We start from the raw sequence: 23,820 nt of genomic DNA, 5'->3' as shown, positions 1-23,820 counted from the left end.
ATATTATAATCTGACTTTTAGAACATATAATCCCAAGCAGGAAGTGCCACAGGTTTCTGTTTTGCAGCCTTCAGAGATTTTTCGTCAAGATATTTCTTGTTTATCACGATGCGGAACAGATATTCATCGAACCATTCATCTGTGAAAGTCATGAATCCGTTATGACCTGCAGACGAACCCCAGCTGTTTTCAAACTGCCATTTCAGTGGTTTGTCGTTTTCGTCTGTGTCAACAGCTCTCAAAGACATGGCGTGGGCAGACCCGCTTTCTCTGGTAAGGATTCTTGCTTTCTTGTCCATGTCGAGCTTTATTCCGAAAAGTGAGGAATAATCGAACATTTCAGGATGACAAACACCGTCGGCAGAATTATACATAGCAACATCAACTGATGCATACATAGCTTCATTACCCTTGATAGAAGATATAGCCGCTTTTTTGATGACATCGTTAGGCAGGTTCAGATATATCCAGTTCACACCTTCGTATGTATTGCGGTAGTTTGCTATCTCATAAACCTTATAGTACTCGCGGGTAGGGTCGTTCATTATCATGACGTATGATTCCGGATTGTAGTTTTCCGGTTTGATCATGTTATAGAATTCCTTAGGAGTAGTTTTCAGTGTCTTGATTTCACCGGCTGTGGTTTCGTATCTCCATTCGAACTGGCTGGGAGGATTGCCGAGGCAGAGTGAAAGGATTCTGTAAATATCTTTTAATATAGCCTTCTTGGCTTCTGCTATCTCTTTCTTACCCTTCTTTCCGTTTACCAGATTACGGAGTTCGTATCCTCCTGTGCGCAGACGTTCGTTGAGCACGGAACGCATCTGTGTTGTGTTGTTTGAGTGTGCAGTTTCCGGCATGACAGTCTGAGGAACTACACCGTATTTTTCAGCTATATTATAGAACAGGTTCCAAACGCCACCGTCGCCTACAGGTGTTCTGAAATAAAACTCTACGTCACGTTCCAACATGTCATGATCAGCTGTAGCAATGGCATTTTCAAGGAAAAGATTACTCTTTTCGAACATATCCCAGAAATAGTTGTAGTTGTGTGAGAAGTCGAATTCCTTGATGTTGAACTGTTTCATTACCGACGGACGGAGTACGTTCATAGAAGTAAACATCCAGCATCTTCCAGACTGCTGCTGGTCTGTTATACCTTTCACATCAACTTTATATTTGAAGTAGTGGTCTGTTTCACCTTGAATATCTCTGTTCAGGGACAGTTTTCTCAGGTTGGCATCATTTGTGATTATGTTCTGAAGTGCTTTTGTAGATGCATCCATCACGAATGATGACTGTATATCCTTCAGATCTGACTCAGTGATTTGCTGTGCCCCTGCACTTAATGCAATAGCTCCTAGAGCTGCTGTGAATAATGTTTTTTTCATGTGTTTATGGTTATTTGTTTTTGTTTCTGTTGCAAAGATGGCATTTTTAGTTGGATGATGCAAGTTTTATCATAGTGCTGTATAAAAAAGAAACTGCATGGTGTCCTTTACTTGTTTTATGGACAGCCATGCAGTCTTGATTTCTTTCTTTTTGCTTTTTTTATTTGATTTCAAACTCTTCCTTCATGTCTATTTCTTCACCTTTTGGGTCATAGAATTTATATTCCAGCATTGCAAGGTTCTGATTAGGAATGACTTTGATACCAAATCCGTATTTCATTTGCCATTTACGCTTTAGTGAAACCATACCTTGGTTTACGTAAGCAGCAACGTACGGATGTATATGCAACGTGAATTTTTTCACTTTTAATTTGTTGACCAAATAGTCCAGTTTGCTTTCCAGAGAATCTGTGAAAAGTATCGAAGGTTTGATTTTACCTTTACCGAAACATACAGGACATTCTTCGTCGGTAGTCACGTCCATTGCAGGACGAACTCTTTGTCGGGTTATCTGCATAAGGCCGAATTTGCTTAACGGCAGGATGTTATGCTTTGCCCTGTCCTTCTGCATGTTCTGACACATGCGTTCGTATAGTTTCTGACGGTTCTCGGCAAGGTTCATATCAATGAAATCGACAACTATTATACCACCCATATCCCTCAGTCTGAGCTGGCGTGCCAGTTCGTCGGCAGCACCAAGATTCACATCTAAGGCATTGGCTTCCTGTCCGTTGGCAGATTTTGAGCGGTTGCCGCTGTTCACATCTACCACGTGAAGTGCTTCGGTATGTTCAATAATGAGGTAAGCTCCGCTTTTGTACGAAACAGTCTTACCGAATGATGATTTTATTTGCTTTGTGATGGCAAAGTTGTCGAAAATGGGAAGCTGACCGGTGTAGCGCTTTACAATGTTCCCGCGTTCGGGAGCTATCAGGGCTACATAGTCTTTTACTTCGTTGTAAACGGTTTCATCGTTTACATAAATATTTTCGTATGACGGATTGAACAGGTCGCGCAGCATAGCGACAGTGCGGCTTGTTTCCTCATATACCAGTGTGGGCAGCTTTGTAGCAGACTGCACCTTAGTTATTGTTTCTTCCCAATGTTTGAGCAATACTTTCAGTTCGGCATCCAGTTCTGCCACTCTTTTTCCTTCGGCTACTGTTCTTACTATGATTCCGAAGTTCTTTGGCTTGATGCTCTGAAGCAGTTGCTTCAATCGTGTCCTTTCTTCGCTCGATTTTATTTTCTGCGAAACAGAAACTTTGTCGTTGAACGGAATGAGTACCAGATATCTTCCTGCAAATGAAAGTTCGCATGTAAGGCGAGGACCTTTTGTAGAGATAGGTTCTTTTACTATCTGAACAATTACTTCCTGACCTTGCTGGAGGACATTTGATATTGAACCGTCTTTGTCAATATCCGGCAGAGAGTTTGCCTTTGATATAGGAAAAAGTTTCTTACGGTCACTGATTACTTGCTTTAGATACTTTTGATAAGAATGAAACTGTGGTCCCAAATCAAGATAGTGAAGGAATGCGTCTTTTTCGAAGCCGACATCCACGAAGCATGCATTAAGTCCGGGCATAAGTTTTTTTACTTTGCCCACATACATATTCCCGACAGAGAAGGAAAGGTTTCTTTCTTCTTTCTGAAACTCTACCAGATTCTTGTCTTCCAGCAGGGCTATAGAAATCTCTTTGGGCTGTACGTCAACAACTAATTCGCTTGTCACTTTTTCTTGGTTTAATGGAAATTGTTTAAATTCTTAATTAAGACAAAGAACAAACCCGAAAGACTGAAACAGTTCTTTGCAAGTTTGTTCTTTATTGAAGTCGGGACAGACTAACAATTATTTTTTGCTTTTATGTCTGTTCTTTCTTAGTCTTTTTTTACGCTTGTGAGTAGACATTTTATGTCTTTTTCTTTTCTTTCCGCTTGGCATAGCTTTAAAATTTTTATAGGGTTAATACTAAAATTAATTATTCCTTCACTGAAAGTGTAAAAGTCTTTGCTGGTTTGAATACCGGAATATTGTGTTCCGGGATGATTATTGTAGTGTTCTTTGATATATTACGAGCTGTTTTCTGTGCTCTCTTCTTAACTACGAAACTGCCGAAACCTCTTAGGTAAACATTTTCTTCGTTAGATAACGATTCTTTTACTGAACCCATGAACGCTTCCAAAGTAACCAGTACAGTGTTTTTGTCGATACCTGTCTTTTTTGCAATTTCGTTTACAATATCTGCTTTAGTCATTTCGCTAATAAATAATTATTGTGTTATACTTTATCTAAATTTTTGGTCTGCAAATATATAGCTTTTCTCGTTCTTTAAGAAATTTATTAGCGACATTTTTACAAAAAAAATGAGAAAAACAGTGATTTTTCCATCTTGGGATATGTTCTGATGTCATTTTTATGACTTACACTTTACATATTTATATAAGTATAATGTCTGTTCTATTGATGTGCAGTTTCAACATTCCTATGTTTGTTATTACTGTTTTGCCGGTATTTCATGATAGTTATCAGATAGCATGAATTTGTTATAATGCGAGTATCTTTAATTTAAATCATACAAAATAGTTGGTTTCTCGTTTTTTTTCTATATTTTTGATGCGAATTAAAATTTTTTTCGAATATGTCTTTAAATAAAGTACAATTAATAGGTAATGTGGGAAAAGATCCCGAAGTGAGATATCTGGACAGTGGAGTAGCAGTAGCTACTTTTACATTAGCGACTACAGACCGTGCCTATACATTAACTAATGGAACTCAAGTACCGGAACGTACAGAATGGCACAATATAGTATTGTGGCGTAACTTGGCAGAGATAGCAGAGAAGTACGTTCATAAAGGAGATAAGCTTTATATTGAAGGAAAAATCCGTTCCCGTTCATATGACGATCAGAATGGAGTAAAAAGATACGTAGTTGAGATTTTCGGTGATAATATGGAGATGCTTACACCTCGTTCTACTCAGCAGGGAGCTCAGCAGCCGGTATCTCAACCTCAACCAGCATCTTCTCCAGTACAACCTGTTCAGCAATCGCCTATACAGGATGAGGCATCTGATGATTTGCCTTTCTAAATAACTTATGTCTAACTAAAATTAAATTCTTTGGACCCGGATTCGTATTTATGCCGCTTGGCGGATTTATTTAGCGGTGTGACCGTTACTGCCCCTGATGCAGGGGCTATAGTTGCTCTTATTTTAGCAATTTTGTTATTATATGCTTCAGGTTTTGTCTCAGCATCCGAGATAGCTTTTTTCTCTTTGACACCTTCGGATTTGAGTGAGATAGATGAGGAGAAGCATAATTCAGATGCGCGTATCAAATCATTACTGGCCAATTCTGAAAGGCTTTTGGCGACGATTCTTATTTCGAATAATTTCGTCAATGTGATGATTATTATGCTGTGCAATTTTTTCTTTACGTCTGTTATCGATTTTGGTGATTCAAGGTTACTTGAATTTCTTGTAATTACGGTAATACTTACATTTCTATTGCTTCTCTTTGGGGAAATAATGCCTAAAATATATTCAGCGCAAAATGCTCTGGCCTTCAGTAGGCGTGCGGCTCCTGTGCTCAATGTGTTAAGCTATGTGTTCAAGCCTTTGTCTTCTGTGTTGGTTCGCTCAACAGTCTTTATAAATAAGATTGCATATAAGAAGCCTCAGGGACTATCAGTGGATGAACTCTCTCAGGCTCTTGAACTTACCGATAAAGATGAAATCTCGGAAGAAAGTAATATGTTGGAAGGTATCATACGCTTTGGCGAGGAAACAGCCAAAGAAGTTATGACTTCACGTCTCGATATGGTGGATCTTGATATTGATTCCACTTTCTCGGAGGTTCTTAAATGTGTGGTTGATAACGGTTATTCCCGTATCCCTGTTTATCAGGATAATAGAGATAACGTAAAGGGTATTCTTTATATCAAGGATCTTTTGCCTTATCTGGAAAAAGGTGATGAATTTAATTGGAGAAAACTGATACGTCCGGCATTTTTTGTTCCTGAGACAAAAATGATTGATGATTTGCTTCGTGATTTCCAGTCAAACAAGGTTCATATGGCCATTGTAGTTGATGAATTTGGAGGTACTTCCGGCATTGTGACTATGGAAGATATTATAGAGGAAATCGTTGGAGAAATCAATGATGAGTATGATGATGAGGAAAGGACTTATGTGAAAGTTTCGGACAATGTCTATATTTTCGAGGCTAAGACTCTTCTGTCTGATTTCTATAAGATAATGAAGACAGATCCTGAAGAGTTTGAAGAGGTTTCTGATGATGCTGAGACTTTGGCTGGTTTTATTCTGGCAGTTAAGGGTGAGTTCCCTTCGCTTAATGAGGAAATAGTGTTCGGGCGATATGTTTTTAAAATTCTGGAAATGGACGCCAGAAGAATCCTTAAAGTCAAGGTTACAGTCAATCCGGAACCTGAAAAAGAAGAAAATAACGATTGATATATTGATTTGATAATATGCCTATATTAAGGAAATGGGAATACAACGGAGCCATCTGTGGAATCTGGAAAGTTACAGAAACCACGGATGAGCTCCGTTCTTTGCTTACAGACAAATCTTTTACACCCGAATTTTTTAGTTATAAATCATATTCCCGCCAGCTTGAATTCTTGGCTGTAAGGGCTCTTATTAGAGAACTTACTGGGGCTGAGCAGCGTGTGTTGCACTATGAATCGGGTAAGCCGTATCTTGATGGTTGTAAAAGCAAAATATCTATATCGCATACCAAAGGGTATGTGGCTGTAGTTTTGCATCCGGAAAAGGAGACAGGCATAGATATAGAATATCGTTCGGACAGGGTGAAGAAGGTTGTTACAAGGTTTATCAGCCATAAGGAAATGTCTTTGATAGACAATAGGCTGCTTTTTATTACAGATGAAGATGAAAAGGCCTGTGCGATGGTGAATATGTATCTTTTATTCTGGTCTGCTAAAGAAACGATGTTTAAAATGTTAGACTCAAGTGGGGTGGACTTTCTGGAGCACTTACAGGTAAGGTCTATTATAATACCGGAATTATATACAAAATCAGATGGCTTTAGTTTTCCTGAAGCAGGCGTTTTTTATGGAGAATTGGAAACAGTTGCATTTAAAGATCCGGAAAATGATGTAGAGATGAATATAGAGCTTTATGTGTCACAGGATTTTGTATGTACGTATAGTGTTTCAGAGTAGTACAAAATAAAAAAGTTGGATTTAAAATCCAACTTTCAGTAGCCCGTGGGGGAATCGAACCCCCCTTTCAAGAATGAAAATCTTGCGTCCTAACCGATAGACGAACGGGCCATCCTTATGCTCCGGAGTATCCGGTAGCTTTGTTTTTTTTGTAGCCCGTGGGGGAATCGAACCCCCCTTTCAAGAATGAAAATCTTGCGTCCTAACCGATAGACGAACGGGCCATCCTTATTGCTCCGGAATATCCGGCAGCTTTGTTTTTTGTAGCCCGTGGGGGAATCGAACCCCCCTTTCAAGAATGAAAATCTTGCGTCCTAACCGATAGACGAACGGGCCATCCTTATGCTCCGGAATGTCCGGCAGCTTTGTTTTTTTTGTAGCCCGTGGGGGAATCGAACCCCCCTTTCAAGAATGAAAATCTTGCGTCCTAACCGATAGACGAACGGGCCATCCTATGTTCCGGAATATCCGGTTTTCTTATTGCCTCGGTGATGATTTCCGATTGCGGGTGCAAAGGTACGAATATTTTTTAAATATGCAAACTTTCCGGCGTAAAAACAGCTCAAAAAAAGATAAAGTCTGATATTATTTCATTTATAGAAATTGAAGATAACATCAGACTTTATTAATTAACATACTTATTTTAAGGATGTTGTATTAATTATTATATGTTTTGTGTTTATTCCTTATTTTTGTCCAAGATTTTTTACTTCTTCCAGATTTTTTTCTATTTCCTCTTCACTAAGCTCGTAGTTTGTAAGGTTGCCGGACAAGTATTGGTCGTATGCACTCATGTCAATAAGTCCATGTCCTGACAGATTGAACAGAATTACTTTCTCTTCGCCTGTTTCGATACATTTCTTTGCTTCATTGATTGTTGCTGCTATTGCGTGGCATGATTCCGGAGCAGGAATTATACCTTCGGCTTTTGCAAACATGATACCGGCATCGAATGTGTCAAGTTGTTTCACATCTACAGCTTCCATTAATCCGTCTTTCAGAAGTTGTGACACGATGACACCTGCACCATGATATCTCAAACCTCCTGCATGAATATTGGCAGGTGCGAAGTTATGTCCCAGAGTGTACATTGGCAGGAGAGGAGTGTATCCGGCTTCGTCTCCGAAATCGTATTCAAACTTACCTCTTGTCAGTTTAGGGCAGGATGCAGGTTCTGCTGCTATATATCTTGTCTTTTTGCCTTCCAGGATAGTGTGGCGCATAAATGGGAAACAGATACCGCCGAAATTTGAACCACCGCCAAAGCATCCGATAATTATGTCAGGATATTCTCCTGCCATTTCCATCTGTTTTTCGGCTTCCAGTCCGATTACAGTCTGATGCAGTGTAACGTGGCTTAATACCGACCCAAGAGTGTATTTACAGTTAGGAGTTGTTCTTGCCAGCTCTATAGCCTCTGAGATGGCAGTTCCCAATGATCCCTGATGATTTGGATATTTTGTAAGAATATCTTTTCCTGCACGTGTTGACATAGATGGCGAAGGAGTGACCTGTGCGCCGAATGTCTGCATTATGCTTCGTCTGTAAGGTTTCTGTTCGTAGCTGATTTTTACCTGATAAACCGCAGCTTCAAGTCCGAACACGCGGGCAGCATATGACAGGGCAGCTCCCCATTGTCCTGCTCCGGTTTCGGTAGTGATGTTTGTCACACCTTCCTTCTTGCAGTAATATGCCTGTGCCAGTGCCGAATTAAGTTTATGAGAACCAATCGGACTTACGCTTTCATTTTTGAAATATATGTGTGCCGGTGTTCCCAAAGCTTTTTCCAGACCGTATGCTCTTACAAGTGGGGTGCTTCTGTAGTATTTATACATTTCTCTAACCTCTTCCGGAATTTTTATCCATGCGTCAGTTTGGTTCAGCTCCTGATGGCACAGCTCTTTTGCAAAGATAGGGTAAAGATCTTCTGCCTTCAACGGTTCTTTTGTAGCAGGATTGAGTGGCGGCATAGGCTTGTTCTTCATGTCCGCCTGAATATTATACCAGTGTGTAGGTATCTCGTTTTCCTTTAGGAAAAATCTTTTCTGTTTCTCGCTCATGGCTATTTATTTTAAAGTTCTGCTCAAAAATAGACAAAAAAGTTTATTTAGCAAAGAAATACTCGATTATTTGATACTAAATATTAAAAATAGATAGAATAATGTAAGGAGAAATCTATTTAATAATTGCGTTTTGTGCTAATTGAGTGGTAAATTCAACTTTTTGTATGCTATTGGCTGTTTCACCATTTTTTTTCCGTAAGTTTGCATGTCTCTTTTTAAAGTTAAAAAGAATATGGATAATTGGGAACGTTTAATATTATATAGAAAGAAGCTTGTATTGCCCCGCATTTATCAGGTGGTTGACTGGTTTTCATGGCTAGCATGTTTTGCAGCTGTTTTATTCATAGCTTCTATAGTATATCGTTACGGTTTCACGGTTACGGAAAATGTACATTCCGTACTTCATGCTGTTTCAAACTCAGTTTGGATTGTTTTTCTGGTCAATACAGCATTAAGTCATCTGTTTTCAAACGAAGAAGGCAATAAGTTCACAGTGTGGACCTGGTTGCTTGATATAGGTCTTTATCTTACACTGTTGCCTGTTGTTTTTCATCTGCCTGAACCTGGTAATGCGGCATATTGGATATGGATATTCTTCAATAGCAGTTATTACAAGGGGGCTGTTCTTCTGCTTATGTCCTTTACGTTGCTGTCCGGTTTTTTTGTCCGGCTTTTGGGACGAAAAACAAATCCTTCACTTATTCTGGCGTCAAGCTTTTTTATAATAATAATTGTCGGAGCCGGACTTCTGATGCTTCCAAGGGCTACATATAATGGCATATCGTGGATAGATGCGTTGTTTATCTCCACCAGTGCAACGTGTGTAACCGGACTTGTATCTGTCGATGTACCTTCCACATTTACCATGGAAGGTCAGATTATAATAATGCTGCTTATTCAAATAGGTGGTTTGGGAGTGATGACTATAACCAGCTTCTTCGCCATGTTCTTTATGGGGAATACGTCGCTTTACAACCAGTTGGCTGTAGGTGATATGATAAGTACCAATTCATTGAACTCATTATTATCTACATTATTATATATATTGGGATTTACTCTTGCCATTGAGGGAATAGGTATGTTTCTGATATGGATTGACATACACGGAACCCTTGGAATGACGTTTTATGAGGAGCTTTATTTTGCAGCTTTTCATTCCATATCAGCATTCTGTAACGCCGGTTTTTCTACACTTCCTGGTGGAATGGGTAATGACATGGTGATGCATAATCACAATTTTCTTTATATCGTATTGTCATTGCTTATTGTATTTGGCGGTATAGGTTTCCCTATATTGGTGAATATGAAAGACACGATATTCTATTATTTCCGATATTGTTTTTCCCGACTGTTTTTCCGTCGTCGCAGGTTTATCAAGAAAATTCATTTGTACAATCTGAATACCAAGATTGTTTTGTTTATGACAGGAGCACTTTTGTTGCTGGGAACAATTGTCATTCTTCTTTTTGAATGGAATCATGCTTTTGCCGGTATGGATGCGGCAGACAAAGTGGTCCACGCCTTTTTCAATTCCGTATGTCCACGAACTGCGGGTTTTGCCAGTGTCGGACTTACCACACTTTCCACACAGACTCTTCTGCTTATGATTATTCTGATGATGATAGGTGGCGGAACACAGTCAACTGCCGGAGGTGTGAAGATAAATGTCTTTGCTGTGATTCTGATAAACCTTTTTGCCGTGCTTAGAGGGGTGGAGAGAACATATATTCTACATCGCGAGATTTCATCCGATTCGGTAAAACGTTCAAATGCGGCTTTGATTCTTTATCTTCTTATTGTTTTCTTTGCAATATTCCTGATGACTGTCATAGAACCGAATGCGTCTGTCATGGCATTAGTCTTTGAATGTGTATCTGCTTTGAGTACGGTAGGCTCCAGCCTTGATCTTACACCGACTTTGAGCAATGCCGGCAAACTTCTGATAATAGTCCTTATGTTTGTTGGTCGTGTAGGAGCTTTTACATTGGTAAGCGGACTTATAAGACAGGAGAAAAAGAAAAACTACAAATATCCAAGTGACAATATTATAATAAACTGATAAAACAATAAAATACATTCGATATGAAATATCTTATTATAGGATTAGGCAATTATGGTGGAGTGTTGGCAGAAGAGCTTACGGCTCTAGGTCATGAAGTTGTCGGCGTTGACTCAGAGGAACTTCAGGCGGAACGTTATAAAGACAAGGTTGCCACAACGTATGTCCTCGATGTTACAGATGAGATGGCACTGTCTGTTCTGCCTCTTAACAGTGTGGATATAGTCATTGTGGCCATAGGTGAGAACTTCGGAGCTTCCGTAAGGATTGTATCATTATTGAAGAAACATAATGTAAAGCATATATATGCACGTGCCGTAGATGAAGTGCATAAGGCTGTTCTTGACGCATTTTCATTGGATAGAATATTGACTCCGGAAAAAGATGCTGCAAGGCTTCTGGTACAGCTTATGGAGCTTAATGCCGAAGTTGAGCATTTCTCCGTTGATGAAAACAATTATGTGTTTAAATTTTCAATACCTTCCAAACTCATAGGATATAAAATCAATGAGTTAAGCATAGAGGAAGAATTCAAGATACGTATTATATCCGTGATTATGGGAAAACATACTTCAAATATTCTTGGAATATCAAAGGTTGAGAAAGTTTCAGAAGTATCTTATCCTGAGGATTACGAGTTGAAACAGGATGACGGTCTGGTTTGTTATGGTCAGTATGCCGATTTTATCAAGTTCTGGAAATCTGTAAAATAAAGACAGTATAGCTCTATAAAAACATGAGGGATTAGTATTGATGAAATGTTAGGACTAATCCCTCTGTCTATACCGGATGTTTATTTTATGTTTCTTCTGTTCAATGCCTGCTGATACTTTCTTGCGTTTATGTTATGCTCGCTGAGAGTAGAGGCAAAGTTGTGAGTACCGGAGAAGTCCTCTTTTGCACACATGTAAATGTAATTATGTTTTGAATAATTCAAAACACTGTTTATTCCCGCTACTGATGCAATTCTGATTGGTCCGGGAGGTAACCCGGCATATTTGTAGGTATTATAGGGGCTGTCAGTTTCCAGATGTTTGAACAGTATTCTTCTAAGTCCGAAGTCCTGTAGGCTGAATTTTACTGTAGGGTCGGCTTGGAGAAGCATCCCTCTTTTGAGCCTGTTTATGTAGAGTCCTGCCACAAGAGGCTTTTCTGCGTTGTTGGCAGTTTCTTCATCCACTATTGATGCCAGAGTGCATACTTCGGTAGTGGTCATATTCAGTGCTTCTGCCTTTGCCCTACGTTCTGCGCTCCAGAAATTCTTATTTTCCTTTACCATTCTTTTAATGAAGCTTTCAGCTGTCATATTCCAATAAACCTCATACGTATTAGGTATAAAAAGTGCGGGAATAGTAGCTTTGTCATATCCAAGTGTGGCTATGTAGCTGCTGTCATTCAGCAGTGCAGATATGCTGGCTGAATCAGCCATAATCTGTCTGGCTACTCTTGATGCCAGTTTGTTCATAGTTCTTACACTGGGGATTATCAGTTTCACAGGAGTCTGTCTTCCGGATTCAATCTTTCTGAAGGCTTCAAGAACGGACGATTGCGGGCTTATCCTGTATGCTCCTGTATGTATGTCCTCTCCATAACCTTTGATTTTTGCCAGAAACTTTATCCCTGACATACTTTTGGGGTTAAGATTTCTTTCAATTTTGACAAAAACAGAGTCGGAAGAGTCGTCTTCATCTATATAAATAAACGTAGGATTCTTAATGTTGAAAGGTTTGCTAAATAACAATAAGTATGTGCCGACTGCAGCAGACAGAATAATCGCTGCAATCACGGATATGGAGATAATTAATGCTTTCTTCTTCATATAAAAAACTGGTTAATGCTACAAAGATATGAAAATAAGTGTATTTTTGGCAATTATTTTTTTTGCTAATATCATATTTATAGTATCTTTGCTCCATACTCAAACTATAATCTTATAATTTATTTTATTTACAAACATGAAAAATACGCTATTGGCATTGGCTTTTATGGCAGGAATTCCTGCATTTGCACAGCAGAAAGCAAGTATCGAGATTTATCCTGAGAAAGGAAACCAGATTATCCCGAAAGAAATTTACGGACAGTTTGCAGAACATCTTGGAACATGTATTTATGGTGGTCTGTGGGTAGGCGAGAATTCCTCAATACCTAACGTTGACGGTTACAGAACAGATGTTCTTGAAGCATTGAAGAAACTGAAGGTCCCTGTATTGAGATGGCCGGGAGGTTGTTTTGCCGACGAATATCACTGGATGGACGGAATCGGACCTAAGGAGAACCGTCCGCGTATGGTGAACAACAACTGGGGAGGTACAGTGGAAGACAACAGCTTCGGTACTCATGAATTCCTCAATCTATGTGAGATGCTGGGTTGCGAACCTTATATCAGCGGTAACGTAGGAAGCGGAACTGTAGAGGAGATGGCAAAATGGGTGGAATACATGACAGCCGAACAGGGTAGCCCTATGGCGAAACTGCGTAAGGAAAACGGACGTGAAAAGCCATGGAAGGTTAAATATTTCGGAGTAGGGAACGAAAGCTGGGGATGCGGTGGAAGCATGCGTCCTGAGTATTATTCAGACCTTTATCGCCGTTATTCAACATATTGCAGAAACTATAACGGAAATGTTCTGTTCAAGATTGCCAGCGGTGCAAGCGACTATGATTACGATTGGACTGAAACATTGATGAAGAATATCGGTCACAGAATGGACGGTGTTTCTTTGCATTATTACACCGTTACAGGATGGGAAGGTAGCAAAGGTTCGGCTACGGAATTCACTGACGATGATTACTACTGGACAATGGGTAAGTGTCTTGAAATTGAAGACGTATTGAAACGCCACATCGCCATAATGGATAAATACGATCCTAAGAAACAGATTGCCCTGATGGTTGACGAATGGGGTACATGGTGGGATCAGGAACCTGGCTCTATTCCTGGACATCTTTATCAGCAGAACACTATGCGTGACGCATTTGTAGCTTCTCTTTCACTCGATGTATTCCATAAATATACAGACCGTGTGAAGATGACTAACATCGCTCAGATAGCAAACGTTCTTCAGTCAATGATTCTCACTAAAGAAGACAAGATGGTGCTAACTCCTACATATCACGTGTTCGAAATGTATAATGTTCATCAGGATGCCACATATCTTCCTTTGAACCTTGAATGTAATTACAAGGTAGTGAGAGACAACCGCGAAGTTCCGATGGTGAGTGCAACAGCTTCACGCAAGGATGGTGTGACACATATATCACTGTCGAACGTAAGCCTTGACGAGGAACAGGAAATAACCATTAAGCTTGACGGCGAAACACTCAAGTCAGTGTCAGGAAGAATATTGACATCTGAAAATATAGATGACTACAATACCTTCGAAAAGCCAAACGTAGTTTGCCCGAAAGAATTCAAGGGAGCAAAGATCTCGAAGAATGTCTTGAATGTGAAACTTCCTGCAAAATCTATCGTAACTTTGGAGTTGAAATAATATTTGAATAATACAAAAAAATAGAGCGGCGCTTTAAGAAAAGTACCGCTCTATTTTTATTATGTATCAATCAGTCGAAAAGACTTCTGAATTTCTTGAAGATTTTTTCCTTCAGACTTGTGTTAGGCTTGAAACTTTCGGATTCCTGCCATTTTTCGAGTGCCTGACGTTCTTCTTTTGTAAGAGTTTCAGGGATATATACACTTACGTTTACCAGCAAGTCACCTGTTCCGGTGCTGTAGCCGTAGCTGTTGATGTTAGGCAGACCTTTGCCTCTCAGACGGAGAACCTTACCAGGCTGTGTTCCCGGTTCAATCTTGATTTTAGCCTTGCCGTCTATTGTAGGGATTTCCACTGTACCACCAAGCGCTGCCTGAGGAACACTAAGAAGCAGATTATAAATAAGGTCGCTTTCGTCTCTTATCAGTTCAGGATGCTTTTCTTCTTCTATAAGAACAAGCAGGTCGCCTGCCACACCGTTGTGCTTTCCGGCATTACCCTTACCGTTGATGGTAACCTGCATACCTTCTGCCACTCCGGCAGGTATTTTTACTGTAACAACTTCTTCACCGTAAACTACGCCTTCGCCGTTACATTCCTTACACTTGTTCTTGATGATTTTTCCTTCACCGTTACACTGAGGACATACAGACTGAGTCTGCATCATTCCGAAGATACTCTGCTGAGTACGTGTCACGCTACCTGTTCCGTGACATGTAGGACAAGTCTCTGTTCCGCTGTTTCCTTCGGCACCTGTTCCGTGACAGTGTGAACAAGGAACATATTTCTTTACCTTGAATTTCTTTTCTGTTCCTTCAGCAATTTCCTTCAGCGTAAGTTTAGCCTTTACTCTAAGGTCTGCACCGCGGAATTTGCGTTGTCTTGGCTGGCCTCCGCCACCTCCGAAACCGCCGAATCCTCCGAAACCGCTGTGTCCGCCAAAGATGTCACCAAACATAGAGAATATATCATCCATAGACATACCCTGTCCGCCGAAACCTCCGTATCCGCCTCCTGCAGCACCGTCTACGCCTGCATGACCGAACTGGTCGTAGCGTGAACGCTTGTCAGGATTGCTCAATACTTCGTATGCTTCTGCGGCTTCCTTGAATTTCTCTTCAGCTTCCTTGTCTCCCGGATTCTTGTCAGGGTGATACTGGATTGCTTTCTTACGGTATGCTTTCTTTATTTCGTCTGCTGTGGCTGTCTTCTCCACGCCAAGCACTTCGTAGTAATCTCTTTTAGTAGCCATATTTGCGATGTGGTTTTATTGTATTATTGAGCAACTACCACTTTGGCGTGGCGTATAACTTTGTCATTCAGTTTGTAACCAGTCTGTACACAGTCCAAAATCTTGCCTTTCTGTGCTTCCTCCTGAGCAGGAACAAGAGCTATTGCCTCGTGGAAATCAGTATCGAATGCTTCTCCCACAGGATTCATCTTTTCAAGCCCTTCGTGACCAAGGTTTTTCAGGAACTTCTGATGTATCAGGTCAATACCTTCGTACATAGCCTTAACATCGTCTGCCTTCTGCATGTTCTGCAAAGCACGTTCCAAATCATCCAGGATAGGCAGGATAGCCGAGATAGCCTTTTCGCCACCGTTCTTGATAAGTTCGGCTTTTTCCTTCATTGTACGTTTGCGGTAATTGTCAAATTCAGCCGAAAGACGCAGATATTTGTCTTTATAGTCTTCAAGAGCCTGTTTTGTCTCTTCAAGTTCTTTTGCTGCTTTTTCCTCTTCTGAAAGTTCGGCTTCCTTCTCTTCGCCTGCATTTTCGGCAGAGTTTGTTTCTTCAGCCTGATTTTCAGTTTCCTGCTGCTGGTTTTCAGCTTCCTCGTTCTTCAATATTTCTTCTTCCGGATTTTGATTCTGATTTTTATTCATGTCTTTATGTTGTTATTTTATTATTAATCTGTGATTTAAGTGCCGGACTTGCATACGGCTGTTGGCTGTACTACAAAAACCGTGCCTGTAATGCTCTGTATGCATAAACAGCCGCAAAATTACTAAAAAACTGACATACTGACACAAAAAAACTTATAAAAAGCCGTGTTCTGGGAGTGATATGCCTTTCACTGCATTGTAAATTAGCTGGATATTTAGTACCTTTGCACGCAAATTTCAGAATAACAGTATAATTTAGGTATATACATACAAACAAACTTATAAAATGATTACAGTTTCTAATGTAGCCGTTCAATTCGGTAAGAGAGTATTGTACAACGATGTGAACATGAAGTTCACCAACGGTAATATTTACGGTGTGATAGGTGCCAACGGTGCAGGTAAGTCAACATTTCTTAAGGTAATTTCCGGTGAACTTGACCCTACTAAGGGAAGCGTTACGCTGGGACCGGGCGAACGTCTTTCAGTTCTTAGCCAGGACCACTTCAAGTTCGACGAACATACTGTACTTGATACAGTCCTTATGGGACACACTGTGCTTTGGGACATCATGAAGCAGCGCGAAGCACTGTACGCCAAAGAAGATTTTACCGATGAAGACGGAATTAAGGCTGCAGAACTTGAAGAAAAATTTGCAGAACTTGAAGGATGGAACGCAGAAAGCGATGCTGCTATTCTTCTTAGCGGACTTGGTATAAAGGAAGACAAGCACTATATGCTGATGGGTGACCTCAGCGGTAAGGAAAAGGTGCGTGTCATGCTTGCACAGGCATTGTTCGGTAATCCTGACAACCTGCTTCTGGACGAGCCTACCAACGACCTCGACATGGAAACTGTGACATGGCTGGAAGAATATCTTTCAAATTTCGAACATACAGTACTTGTAGTGAGCCACGACCGTCACTTCCTCGACTCTGTATGTACTCACACAGTGGATATCGACTTCGGTAAGGTTAACCTCTTTGCCGGTAACTACAGTTTCTGGTACGAATCAAGCCAGCTTGCACTCCGCCAGCAGCAGAACCAGAAGGCTAAGGCTGAAGAAAAACGTAAGGAACTTGAAGAATTTATCCGCCGTTTCTCTGCCAACGTGGCAAAATCAAAACAGACAACCAGCCGTAAGAAGATGCTTGAGAAACTTAATGTCGATGAAATCAAGCCTTCATCACGTAAATATCCAGGTATCATCTTTACTATGGACCGCGAGCCGGGTAATCAGATTCTTGAAGTTTCAGGACTTCGTGCCGAAACTGAAGATGGAATTGTTCTTTTCAACGATGTAAACTTCAATGTAGAAAAGGGTGACAAGATAGTATTCCTGAGCCGTGACCCACGTGCGATGACTGCTTTCTTCGAGATTATCAATGAACGTCGCAAACCACAGGCAGGACACTTCAACTGGGGTGTGACTATCACTACTGCATATCTGCCACTTGACAATACTGACTTCTTCAATTGCGATCTTAATCTTGTTGACTGGTTGAGCCAGTACGGACAGGGCAATGAAGTGGAGATGAAAGGCTTCCTCGGACGTATGCTGTTCTCAGGTGAAGAAGTGCTGAAGAAAGTGAACGTACTTTCGGGAGGAGAGAAGATGCGATGCATGATTGCACGTATGCAGTTGAGAAATGCCAACTGTCTTATCCTTGACACTCCTACAAACCACCTTGACCTGGAGTCTATTCAGGCATTCAACAACAATCTGAAGCAATACAAAGGTAACGTGCTGTTTGCATCACACGACCACGAATTCATTCAGACTGTTGCCAACCGTATCATCGAACTTACACCTAACGGTATCATCGACAAGATGATGGAGTACGATGAATACATCACATCAGACCATATCAAGGAAATGCGCGCACGTATGTACGGCGACAAATAATCATTCCATTGATTCAATACCAAACGACAGGGGGAGCAAATCTTTTGTTCCCCTTGTTTCGTATATGCAGGCAGTGCCGTACATCAGCATACGGATAGGGCGGTGGTGTCTTTGTTCGGCTTCCAGCATTACCTGTCGGCACGCTCCGCACGGAGTGACAGGCTGTTCTGTGAAACCTTCGCTGTTTGATGCGGCAATGGCCAGTGTTGTTACAGCTTTGTCAGGATATTCAGAACCGGCATGAAACAGGGTAGTGCGTTCGGCACATAGTCCGGAAGGGTAGGCGGCATTCTCCTGGTTTGAGCCGGTCACTATCGTGCCGTCATCAAGCATGGCTGCTGCTCCTACATTGAAATGTGAGTATGGGGCATAGCTTCTCTTTGTAGTTTCTTTTGCAGCCTCTATCAGTCGTTTGTCGGAGTCAGTAAGTTCTTCGAACTGGTATTTTCTTATTATGACTTGTTGTTTCAATTCTTTCATAGTTTGAAGTTTTTAGGTTTCTTTTAGGTGTTGTTTAGATGCTGCTTAAACACTACTTAATCAATGTCTGAACATTATCTAAATTGGCTGTAACAAGTCTATTCATCTCCCATTTCACCATTCACCTTATCATATTGAGCTTCCGTAAGGGTACTAATAGTCATTCTGGCCTCCTCAAGGCTTTTGGTGAGTTTATCTACAGTTGTCCTCAAGTCATTTATCTCCATGCTCTTTTCGTAGTTCTCTTCAAGCTGTAACATGACAAATTTTCTTAGTTCTGCAAGGGTCATGGTCTCGACGAAAGGGTGTATGTCTGGTTTCATTTGTTTCATATTGTTCGCACGTTTATTCGCAAAAATACACAAAAAAATAGTGAATGCAAGCTAATGAACTTATAATGTTTTTGCAAAGTCCTTTAGATTAATAATGGCAACTGATGGAAAAGATATATTTTTAAGTTCATTAAAATGATGATCCTCTGTCACGATGTATTCAGCATTGGCTGTAATCGCACAGTCTACGAACTTATTGTCATCCTGGTCTGATGTAATTAAATGAAAGCGGTAGTGTGGAGTTAGTCTTTTTACGTTTTCGCGAGTAAGAATCGTATAGATAATCGCTTCGGCTACATATCTGTTTATGTTGCGTGTCATGACTTCCAGATACTCTTCTAAGATTTCGTTGCTTATACATAGCGTATAATCCCATTTAAGAATGATTGCTACACTTTATGGCAGTCATTCTTCGCTGAAATAGCAATAATAAGTGAGTTAGTATCCAATACAATGTTTCTCATATTCATTTATATGGAGTACGTTCATGTAGTTGATGGAATTTATCGACTTTTTCCTCATTCAATTCTCCATTCTCCCACAAGCGGTCAATCTCCTTTTGCGCTTGCTTGGCGAAATAGTCAGAAATAGCCTTTTTAAGTTCAGCTAATGCTTCAGGACTGTCCACAAACGACATCATTTCAAGCACTTGCAATTGAGCCGGATTAAAAACTGTCACATTCATATATTTGGATTTATAATCTATATAATGCAAAAGTACAATTTATTTCTTTATTTCCTAATTTTCTTTTAAAAACTTCTCAAATGATGTAGCATCAATATCAGAGCTTCTTCATCTTAGCTATATGGCGTTTAATCGTTCTTATGCCTTTCCCTGATTGTAAAGCCAATTCTTCAGTTGTAATTTTAGGATAAGTGGCAACCTGTTCTTCAATCCAGGTATCTAAATCTTCGTCTTGAGTGCCACCATGGGTGCCATCTTGGGTGCCACCTTGAGGGACATTTGTATCCTCAACATAATTTATCTCTATATCAGGATGCTCCTCTATAATGACTTGTTGTTTCAGTTCTTTCATAGTGTGAAGTTTTTAGAAATCTGCAAATGAATTCTTGTACGCTCATTTTCCTGTTTTTTGAGTAAATTTCAAAACTTCCTTTTATATCTTTGAGCCGGATGATTAGGCATAGCATGTTCTCTTTCCAAAAGTCCTTTATTCACCATCACTGGAATAATTTCCCCTTTCAGATATTGTGTACTTCGCCTTATTTCAAGGGCTATTTCCTCTACTGATTTCCAAGTTTGGGTACTATTCTGTATTATTCCAAATAATTCTTTTTGGCTATATTTCTTTTTAATTGTTTTTTGAGTATTTGTCTTAAGATAATCATCATTGGAACTGTTAAGGTTTTCATCCGAACTATTAAGGTTTTCATCTGAGCTGTTAAGGTTTTCATCCGAACTATTAAGGTTTCCATCTGAACTATTAAGATTACTATCTTTATTCAAATGATATGTAGTTCCTCTTCCGATACCGTCAGAAACAAGATAACCTTCAGAACATAATTCTTTCAGCATTTGGAAATATAATAATTTACGTATTGCTGTCGGTTTATGAAATCATTTATAAGAGCTTGTATCATTAGCATCCAAACTTGTATCATTGGTATCCAAGCTTGTATCATTAGCTTTATTAAGATAAAGATACACAATAATATGGTATCAGGTTGAACATTTTATTGGGATTATGGCAAACACTCAGACAGCCTACATAAAGGTCATCAACAGGAATAAGCGTTTTCATTCTTCATAAAGAAATTACAAAACTCTCTGAGCTGTTCCTGCATACGCTCTTGTGGAATGAGGATACGTTTGTATTCAGCAATCATAGTAGGACTCATGCAGCGGTTCATGGCATATTCCACAACTACCCGGTCTGATTCAGGGCAAAGAATGATACCGATAGACGGATTTTCATTGGACCGTTTTACATCTCTGTCGAGAGCTTCCAGATAGAATTCCAACTGTCCCAAGTCTTTAGGATGGAATTTTGTCTTTTTAAGTTCTACTGCCACAAGAGCCTGCAAACCTCTATGGAAAAATAACAAATCAGCTTTGTAAGTCGATGCACCAACATTCAAACGGTATTCCTGATCCATAAAGATAAAGTCTTTTCCCAGTTCAAGAATAAACTGCTTCATGTGTTCTATCAGCCCGTTTCTTAATTTTGTCTCGCTGTGCTTTTTCGGAAGTCCGAGAAAATCCACAAACAGAGTATCTTTAAACATTATCGGAGCATCGGGATAAGCCTCCAACATACCTTTCGACATATTACTTTTATTCCCTAATAGTGTTGCGTATGTCTGGTTGGATATACAACGTTGCAGTTCCCTCTTTACCAAATGTTCTTTGTGAGCATAAAGGATATAAAACAGACGTTCTTCCTGACTACGACAGCGGCACAGTATCTCAACGTGATTAGTCAATGTGGTCAGATTCAACAGGCTCATAAATTGTCCAGTTTTTGGCTGGACAATTTCGTCATTGCTTGCCGTCAATTGTGCAGATTCTGTCTGCATTATGTCATTGATTCCTGTTAAGTCCCTTTCCGTCAATTGTGCAAATTCTGTCTGCACAATTCCATTAGAAAAGAATTGCTGTACGGTGTTTCTGAACGCTTCAGAAGAATATTCATCATAAAACATCACCATATTGTAAATGCTGCTACGACTGTATCCTTTCAAATCCGGACGGTGTGAACGAATGTACTCAGATAGCTGTGTAACGACCTTGCTTCCCCATTCTTCACTTTTCAACTTTCCGGATACATAAGAACCAACGTTCCATGCCGTGAGCAACATTTCTTCATTTACGGCCCTCGAAGCGCGGCTACGATGCTGAAGTATTATATCAACGACCTCACCAAACTGATGTTCCTGTGAATGTATAATGTTCTTGCTTTCCATAAACTTCTCCTTTCGTTTGTTCTTAATCCTTTATGCTGACTTCTTCCTTCTGAAATATGGTCTTCTTTATTATATCCATATAGTTATTGCCATATATTTTCTCAATTTACTTATGCATTCAAAGATAAGCATTTATTTGGAATGATGTTTTCAGGTTTTAGTTTTTTATATCCTCTGGAAATATAATATTTACATATTGCTGTCTGTTTACGAAATCATCTATTAGAGCTTGTATCATTAATATACAAGTTTGTATCATTAGCTTCATTAGGATAAAGATACAATTATACAGTATCAGGTTGAACATTTTAATGGAATTACGATAAACATTCTGACTGCCTACATAAAAGTCATTTACTAGTAGATTCTGCCAAAGTTTCTGCTGAAATGAAGGCGTATAAGAAGATTCCCGTCATTGCCGAGTTTATTGACAGTGACAGGAACGATATTCTTCGTGAGACTATTGAAAGCAATTACCGCAGAGTTAAGCAGGAGATTATTACTTTGGTTGAGTCTAAGACTGAACGGATTAATAATGATCCAGATTTGAGTAAACTATTATCGGTTTAAAGAAATATATATTATATGTTTTGGACAATTTTACAAAAAAAGTTATCTTTGTAATGTACTATTATTCGTTAGCACCAACATTTGAGTAGTCAAGGGACAAAAGAAAGGAGGTGTTAATATGAGAATAAGGTGTACATGTCCCTTGAAACCTGTTTCTGTAACTGACTATTATCGTAAGAGATATGGGCGTATTGAATATGTTCATTCTCATTGTCGTAGATGGCCGAGAAGATAAGGTTGTTAGGGTTATAAGGCTGCTATTTATTAGCAGCCTTATAAGTTTCTATGAATGAACGCATTTCATTAATAGAATTATAAAGTTCATCTGGGGTAAAATAAGTATTTAATTTATTTTCTGGATGATGAATCTGATGTCTAATAATTTCAGTTTTAATTAAATTTTCCTCCTTTATACCTTTAGTCGTTTCTTTCTTATATGGGTATAACTCCTTTCCGTTTTTAAATTCATTCTTCCATCCTTCGAACTCAATATAACCATATAATTCGTTATGATATTCAACAAGAACATCCCCAAATGCGGTAAATGCAATTTCATTTAATGATGGATAAGGTAATTGTGATTCACTTATTTTATTTACAACTTTACCGGATTCTATGTTTTTTACAATTCGTACTTCGTCAAATGCTAATTGCTTTAATATCAGAGAACTGTGAGTTGTTATTATTACTTGTATATCATCTTTTTGTGATAGTTTTTTTAAAGCGTCTATAAGAAGTTTCTGATGATGGGCATGTTGTGCTGTTTCAGGTTCTTCAATTGCATATATTATTCCTGGTGCTTTTGCTTTCTCTTGTTTGTTTTCGGCTTCTGCTCTAAAAAAATTAATAAGAATAAGTCTTTTAACTCCACTTCCTCTTTTATTTATTGGAATATCGTTTTCACCTGTTATAGATACGGATTTAAATACATCAGTCCATTTTAAATCATCTGCTGTTGGTAGAGCTGGATGCAAAGAACTAGCTAATGAAGGATTCATATCACTAATTTTCTTTACAGTTCTATCCGAAACATTTTGTAATTCTTCAATTACGGCATCATATATTTCCTGACATTTAGATCTTATTTTTGTAGATGACATTATTATTTTCACAGCCTCCTTTAGAGGATCTTGTACTTCTTTATCTTTATCGTCATTGCTTCTATCGGCCTGAAATAAGGTATAAATAGGCATATATTGTTTCAATTTATCCCAGATATTTTTTGCATCTTCTTTTGAAACCTCTATTTCTTTCATCCTTAAATCTAAAAAATCAGAATATAAATTACGTATTGCTTTACGCATTTCTGCATTCTTAGTTTTATCACAATCTAAATCTTCAGATAGTTCTTGCAACTCTTTTTGTTTTTTACTTAATAAATCGCAACATTCTTTATGATTGGGATGATAAGCATAAATATATACTTTTGGAGTTTTACTACCATTTGTATATTTTTTTATCACAGTTAAATTTCCTTCATAATTAAGAAGATATTCATCTGACAAGG

At 39.2% G+C, this 23,820-nt stretch carries 23 protein-coding genes and 4 tRNA genes; 8 read left to right on the top strand and 19 right to left on the bottom strand.

The window, feature by feature from the left end:
- Window positions 1-17: 17 nt before the first annotated feature.
- From H6A61_RS00775 to H6A61_RS00765, 3 genes are all read right to left on the bottom strand, one after another.
- Window positions 18-1,391 carry an aminopeptidase C gene (locus H6A61_RS00775; RefSeq protein WP_204390388.1) on the bottom strand — a complete coding sequence of 458 codons (1,374 nt, stop codon included), beginning with the start codon at window positions 1,389-1,391 and terminating at the stop codon, window positions 18-20.
- 160 nt (window positions 1,392-1,551) lie between these two features.
- On the bottom strand, window positions 1,552-3,126 hold the full coding sequence (locus H6A61_RS00770) for an Rne/Rng family ribonuclease (protein WP_204390387.1): 1,575 nt from the start codon (window positions 3,124-3,126) through the stop codon (window positions 1,552-1,554).
- 247 nt (window positions 3,127-3,373) lie between these two features.
- Window positions 3,374-3,649, bottom strand: coding sequence for an HU family DNA-binding protein (locus tag H6A61_RS00765; protein ID WP_154042832.1), 276 nt, complete (start codon window positions 3,647-3,649; stop codon window positions 3,374-3,376).
- A gap of 384 nt (window positions 3,650-4,033) precedes the next feature.
- On the opposite strand from H6A61_RS00765, the gene H6A61_RS00760 reads away from it, so the two are divergent.
- Genes H6A61_RS00760 through H6A61_RS00750 form a run of 3 tightly spaced genes read left to right on the top strand, consistent with a single transcriptional unit; the run spans window position 4,034 to window position 6,600 of the window.
- Entirely contained in the window at window positions 4,034-4,483 is a 450-nt protein-coding gene (locus H6A61_RS00760; RefSeq protein ID WP_204390386.1) for a single-stranded DNA-binding protein, read from the top strand.
- A gap of 30 nt (window positions 4,484-4,513) precedes the next feature.
- Window positions 4,514-5,866 (top strand): gliding motility-associated protein GldE, encoded by a 1,353-nt coding sequence (gldE, locus tag H6A61_RS00755; RefSeq protein WP_204390385.1) that lies wholly within the window; start codon window positions 4,514-4,516, stop codon window positions 5,864-5,866.
- Window positions 5,867-5,883: 17 nt separating this feature from the next.
- A complete protein-coding gene (locus H6A61_RS00750; protein WP_204390384.1) occupies window positions 5,884-6,600 on the top strand; it encodes a 4'-phosphopantetheinyl transferase family protein in 717 nt (238 codons plus the stop codon).
- 39 nt (window positions 6,601-6,639) lie between these two features.
- Here the strand turns inward: H6A61_RS00750 and H6A61_RS00745 are convergent.
- The 5 genes from H6A61_RS00745 to H6A61_RS00725 all read right to left on the bottom strand — a co-directional run bounded on the left by H6A61_RS00745 (window position 6,640) and on the right by H6A61_RS00725 (window position 8,660).
- Window positions 6,640-6,711, bottom strand: a tRNA-Glu gene (locus H6A61_RS00745).
- 41 nt (window positions 6,712-6,752) lie between these two features.
- Window positions 6,753-6,824, bottom strand: a tRNA-Glu gene (locus H6A61_RS00740).
- A gap of 40 nt (window positions 6,825-6,864) precedes the next feature.
- Window positions 6,865-6,936, bottom strand: a tRNA-Glu gene (locus H6A61_RS00735).
- A gap of 41 nt (window positions 6,937-6,977) precedes the next feature.
- Window positions 6,978-7,049, bottom strand: a tRNA-Glu gene (locus H6A61_RS00730).
- 237 nt (window positions 7,050-7,286) lie between these two features.
- The gene (locus tag H6A61_RS00725; RefSeq protein ID WP_204390383.1) at window positions 7,287-8,660 is read right to left on the bottom strand and encodes a TrpB-like pyridoxal phosphate-dependent enzyme; all 1,374 of its coding nucleotides are present in this window, start codon (window positions 8,658-8,660) and stop codon (window positions 7,287-7,289) included.
- 235 nt (window positions 8,661-8,895) lie between these two features.
- Between H6A61_RS00725 and H6A61_RS00720 the strand changes: the two genes are divergently transcribed.
- Together H6A61_RS00720 and H6A61_RS00715 are read left to right on the top strand one after the other, a co-directional pair.
- The gene (locus tag H6A61_RS00720) at window positions 8,896-10,722 is read left to right on the top strand and encodes a TrkH family potassium uptake protein (RefSeq protein ID WP_204390382.1); all 1,827 of its coding nucleotides are present in this window, start codon (window positions 8,896-8,898) and stop codon (window positions 10,720-10,722) included.
- 23 nt (window positions 10,723-10,745) lie between these two features.
- Window positions 10,746-11,435: a potassium channel family protein gene (locus H6A61_RS00715; RefSeq protein ID WP_204390381.1), complete on the top strand. Its 690-nt coding sequence runs from the start codon at window positions 10,746-10,748 to the stop codon at window positions 11,433-11,435.
- 80 nt (window positions 11,436-11,515) lie between these two features.
- On the opposite strand, the gene mltG is transcribed toward H6A61_RS00715, so the two are convergent.
- Window positions 11,516-12,541 (bottom strand): endolytic transglycosylase MltG, encoded by a 1,026-nt coding sequence (gene mltG, locus H6A61_RS00710; protein ID WP_204390380.1) that lies wholly within the window; start codon window positions 12,539-12,541, stop codon window positions 11,516-11,518.
- 136 nt (window positions 12,542-12,677) lie between these two features.
- On the opposite strand from mltG, the gene H6A61_RS00705 reads away from it, so the two are divergent.
- Entirely contained in the window at window positions 12,678-14,213 is a 1,536-nt protein-coding gene (locus H6A61_RS00705; protein ID WP_204390379.1) for an alpha-N-arabinofuranosidase, read from the top strand.
- A gap of 70 nt (window positions 14,214-14,283) precedes the next feature.
- On the opposite strand, the gene dnaJ is transcribed toward H6A61_RS00705, so the two are convergent.
- Window positions 14,284-15,465, bottom strand: coding sequence for a molecular chaperone DnaJ (dnaJ, locus tag H6A61_RS00700; protein ID WP_204390378.1), 1,182 nt, complete (start codon window positions 15,463-15,465; stop codon window positions 14,284-14,286).
- Between the two features lie 23 nt (window positions 15,466-15,488).
- Complete coding sequence (locus H6A61_RS00695) at window positions 15,489-16,100, bottom strand: nucleotide exchange factor GrpE (protein ID WP_204390377.1); 612 nt, start codon at window positions 16,098-16,100, stop codon at window positions 15,489-15,491.
- 286 nt (window positions 16,101-16,386) lie between these two features.
- Here H6A61_RS00695 and H6A61_RS00690 point away from each other — a divergent pair, with 286 nt between their 5' ends.
- Window positions 16,387-18,006 (top strand): ABC-F family ATP-binding cassette domain-containing protein, encoded by a 1,620-nt coding sequence (locus tag H6A61_RS00690; protein WP_154042821.1) that lies wholly within the window; start codon window positions 16,387-16,389, stop codon window positions 18,004-18,006.
- Here the strand turns inward: H6A61_RS00690 and cdd are convergent, their stop codons facing one another.
- The 7 genes from cdd to H6A61_RS00655 all read right to left on the bottom strand — a co-directional run bounded on the left by cdd (window position 18,007) and on the right by H6A61_RS00655 (window position 21,743).
- Window positions 18,007-18,486, bottom strand: coding sequence for a cytidine deaminase (gene cdd, locus H6A61_RS00685; RefSeq protein ID WP_204390376.1), 480 nt, complete (start codon window positions 18,484-18,486; stop codon window positions 18,007-18,009). It abuts the gene before it with no gap.
- A 98-nt stretch (window positions 18,487-18,584) separates the two neighbouring features.
- Window positions 18,585-18,818 carry a hypothetical protein gene (locus H6A61_RS00680; RefSeq protein WP_204390375.1) on the bottom strand — a complete coding sequence of 78 codons (234 nt, stop codon included), beginning with the start codon at window positions 18,816-18,818 and terminating at the stop codon, window positions 18,585-18,587.
- A gap of 60 nt (window positions 18,819-18,878) precedes the next feature.
- Window positions 18,879-19,139: a PIN domain-containing protein gene (locus H6A61_RS15870; protein WP_239469045.1), complete on the bottom strand. Its 261-nt coding sequence runs from the start codon at window positions 19,137-19,139 to the stop codon at window positions 18,879-18,881.
- 145 nt (window positions 19,140-19,284) lie between these two features.
- The gene (locus H6A61_RS00670) at window positions 19,285-19,503 is read right to left on the bottom strand and encodes a dephospho-CoA kinase (RefSeq protein ID WP_154042819.1); all 219 of its coding nucleotides are present in this window, start codon (window positions 19,501-19,503) and stop codon (window positions 19,285-19,287) included.
- A gap of 97 nt (window positions 19,504-19,600) precedes the next feature.
- Window positions 19,601-19,855 (bottom strand): hypothetical protein, encoded by a 255-nt coding sequence (locus H6A61_RS00665; protein WP_204390374.1) that lies wholly within the window; start codon window positions 19,853-19,855, stop codon window positions 19,601-19,603.
- A gap of 68 nt (window positions 19,856-19,923) precedes the next feature.
- Window positions 19,924-20,355, bottom strand: coding sequence for a hypothetical protein (locus H6A61_RS00660; RefSeq protein ID WP_204390373.1), 432 nt, complete (start codon window positions 20,353-20,355; stop codon window positions 19,924-19,926).
- Window positions 20,356-20,558: 203 nt separating this feature from the next.
- A complete protein-coding gene (locus tag H6A61_RS00655; protein WP_204390372.1) occupies window positions 20,559-21,743 on the bottom strand; it encodes a PDDEXK nuclease domain-containing protein in 1,185 nt (394 codons plus the stop codon).
- A gap of 387 nt (window positions 21,744-22,130) precedes the next feature.
- Between H6A61_RS00655 and H6A61_RS00650 the strand changes: the two genes are divergently transcribed.
- Window positions 22,131-22,313: a hypothetical protein gene (locus H6A61_RS00650; protein WP_204390371.1), complete on the top strand. Its 183-nt coding sequence runs from the start codon at window positions 22,131-22,133 to the stop codon at window positions 22,311-22,313.
- A gap of 257 nt (window positions 22,314-22,570) precedes the next feature.
- Here the strand turns inward: H6A61_RS00650 and H6A61_RS00645 are convergent.
- On the bottom strand, window positions 22,571-23,820 hold a 1,250-nt coding region (locus H6A61_RS00645; RefSeq protein WP_204390370.1), incomplete at its 5' end, for an ATP-binding protein.

Origin of the sequence: Bacteroides caecigallinarum (assembly GCF_016901995.1) — a bacterium.
GTDB classification, from domain to species: domain Bacteria; phylum Bacteroidota; class Bacteroidia; order Bacteroidales; family Bacteroidaceae; genus Phocaeicola; species Phocaeicola cellulolyticus.
The sequence above is the reverse complement of the archived record's forward strand: the minus strand, read 5'-3'. Positions and strand labels throughout refer to the sequence as shown.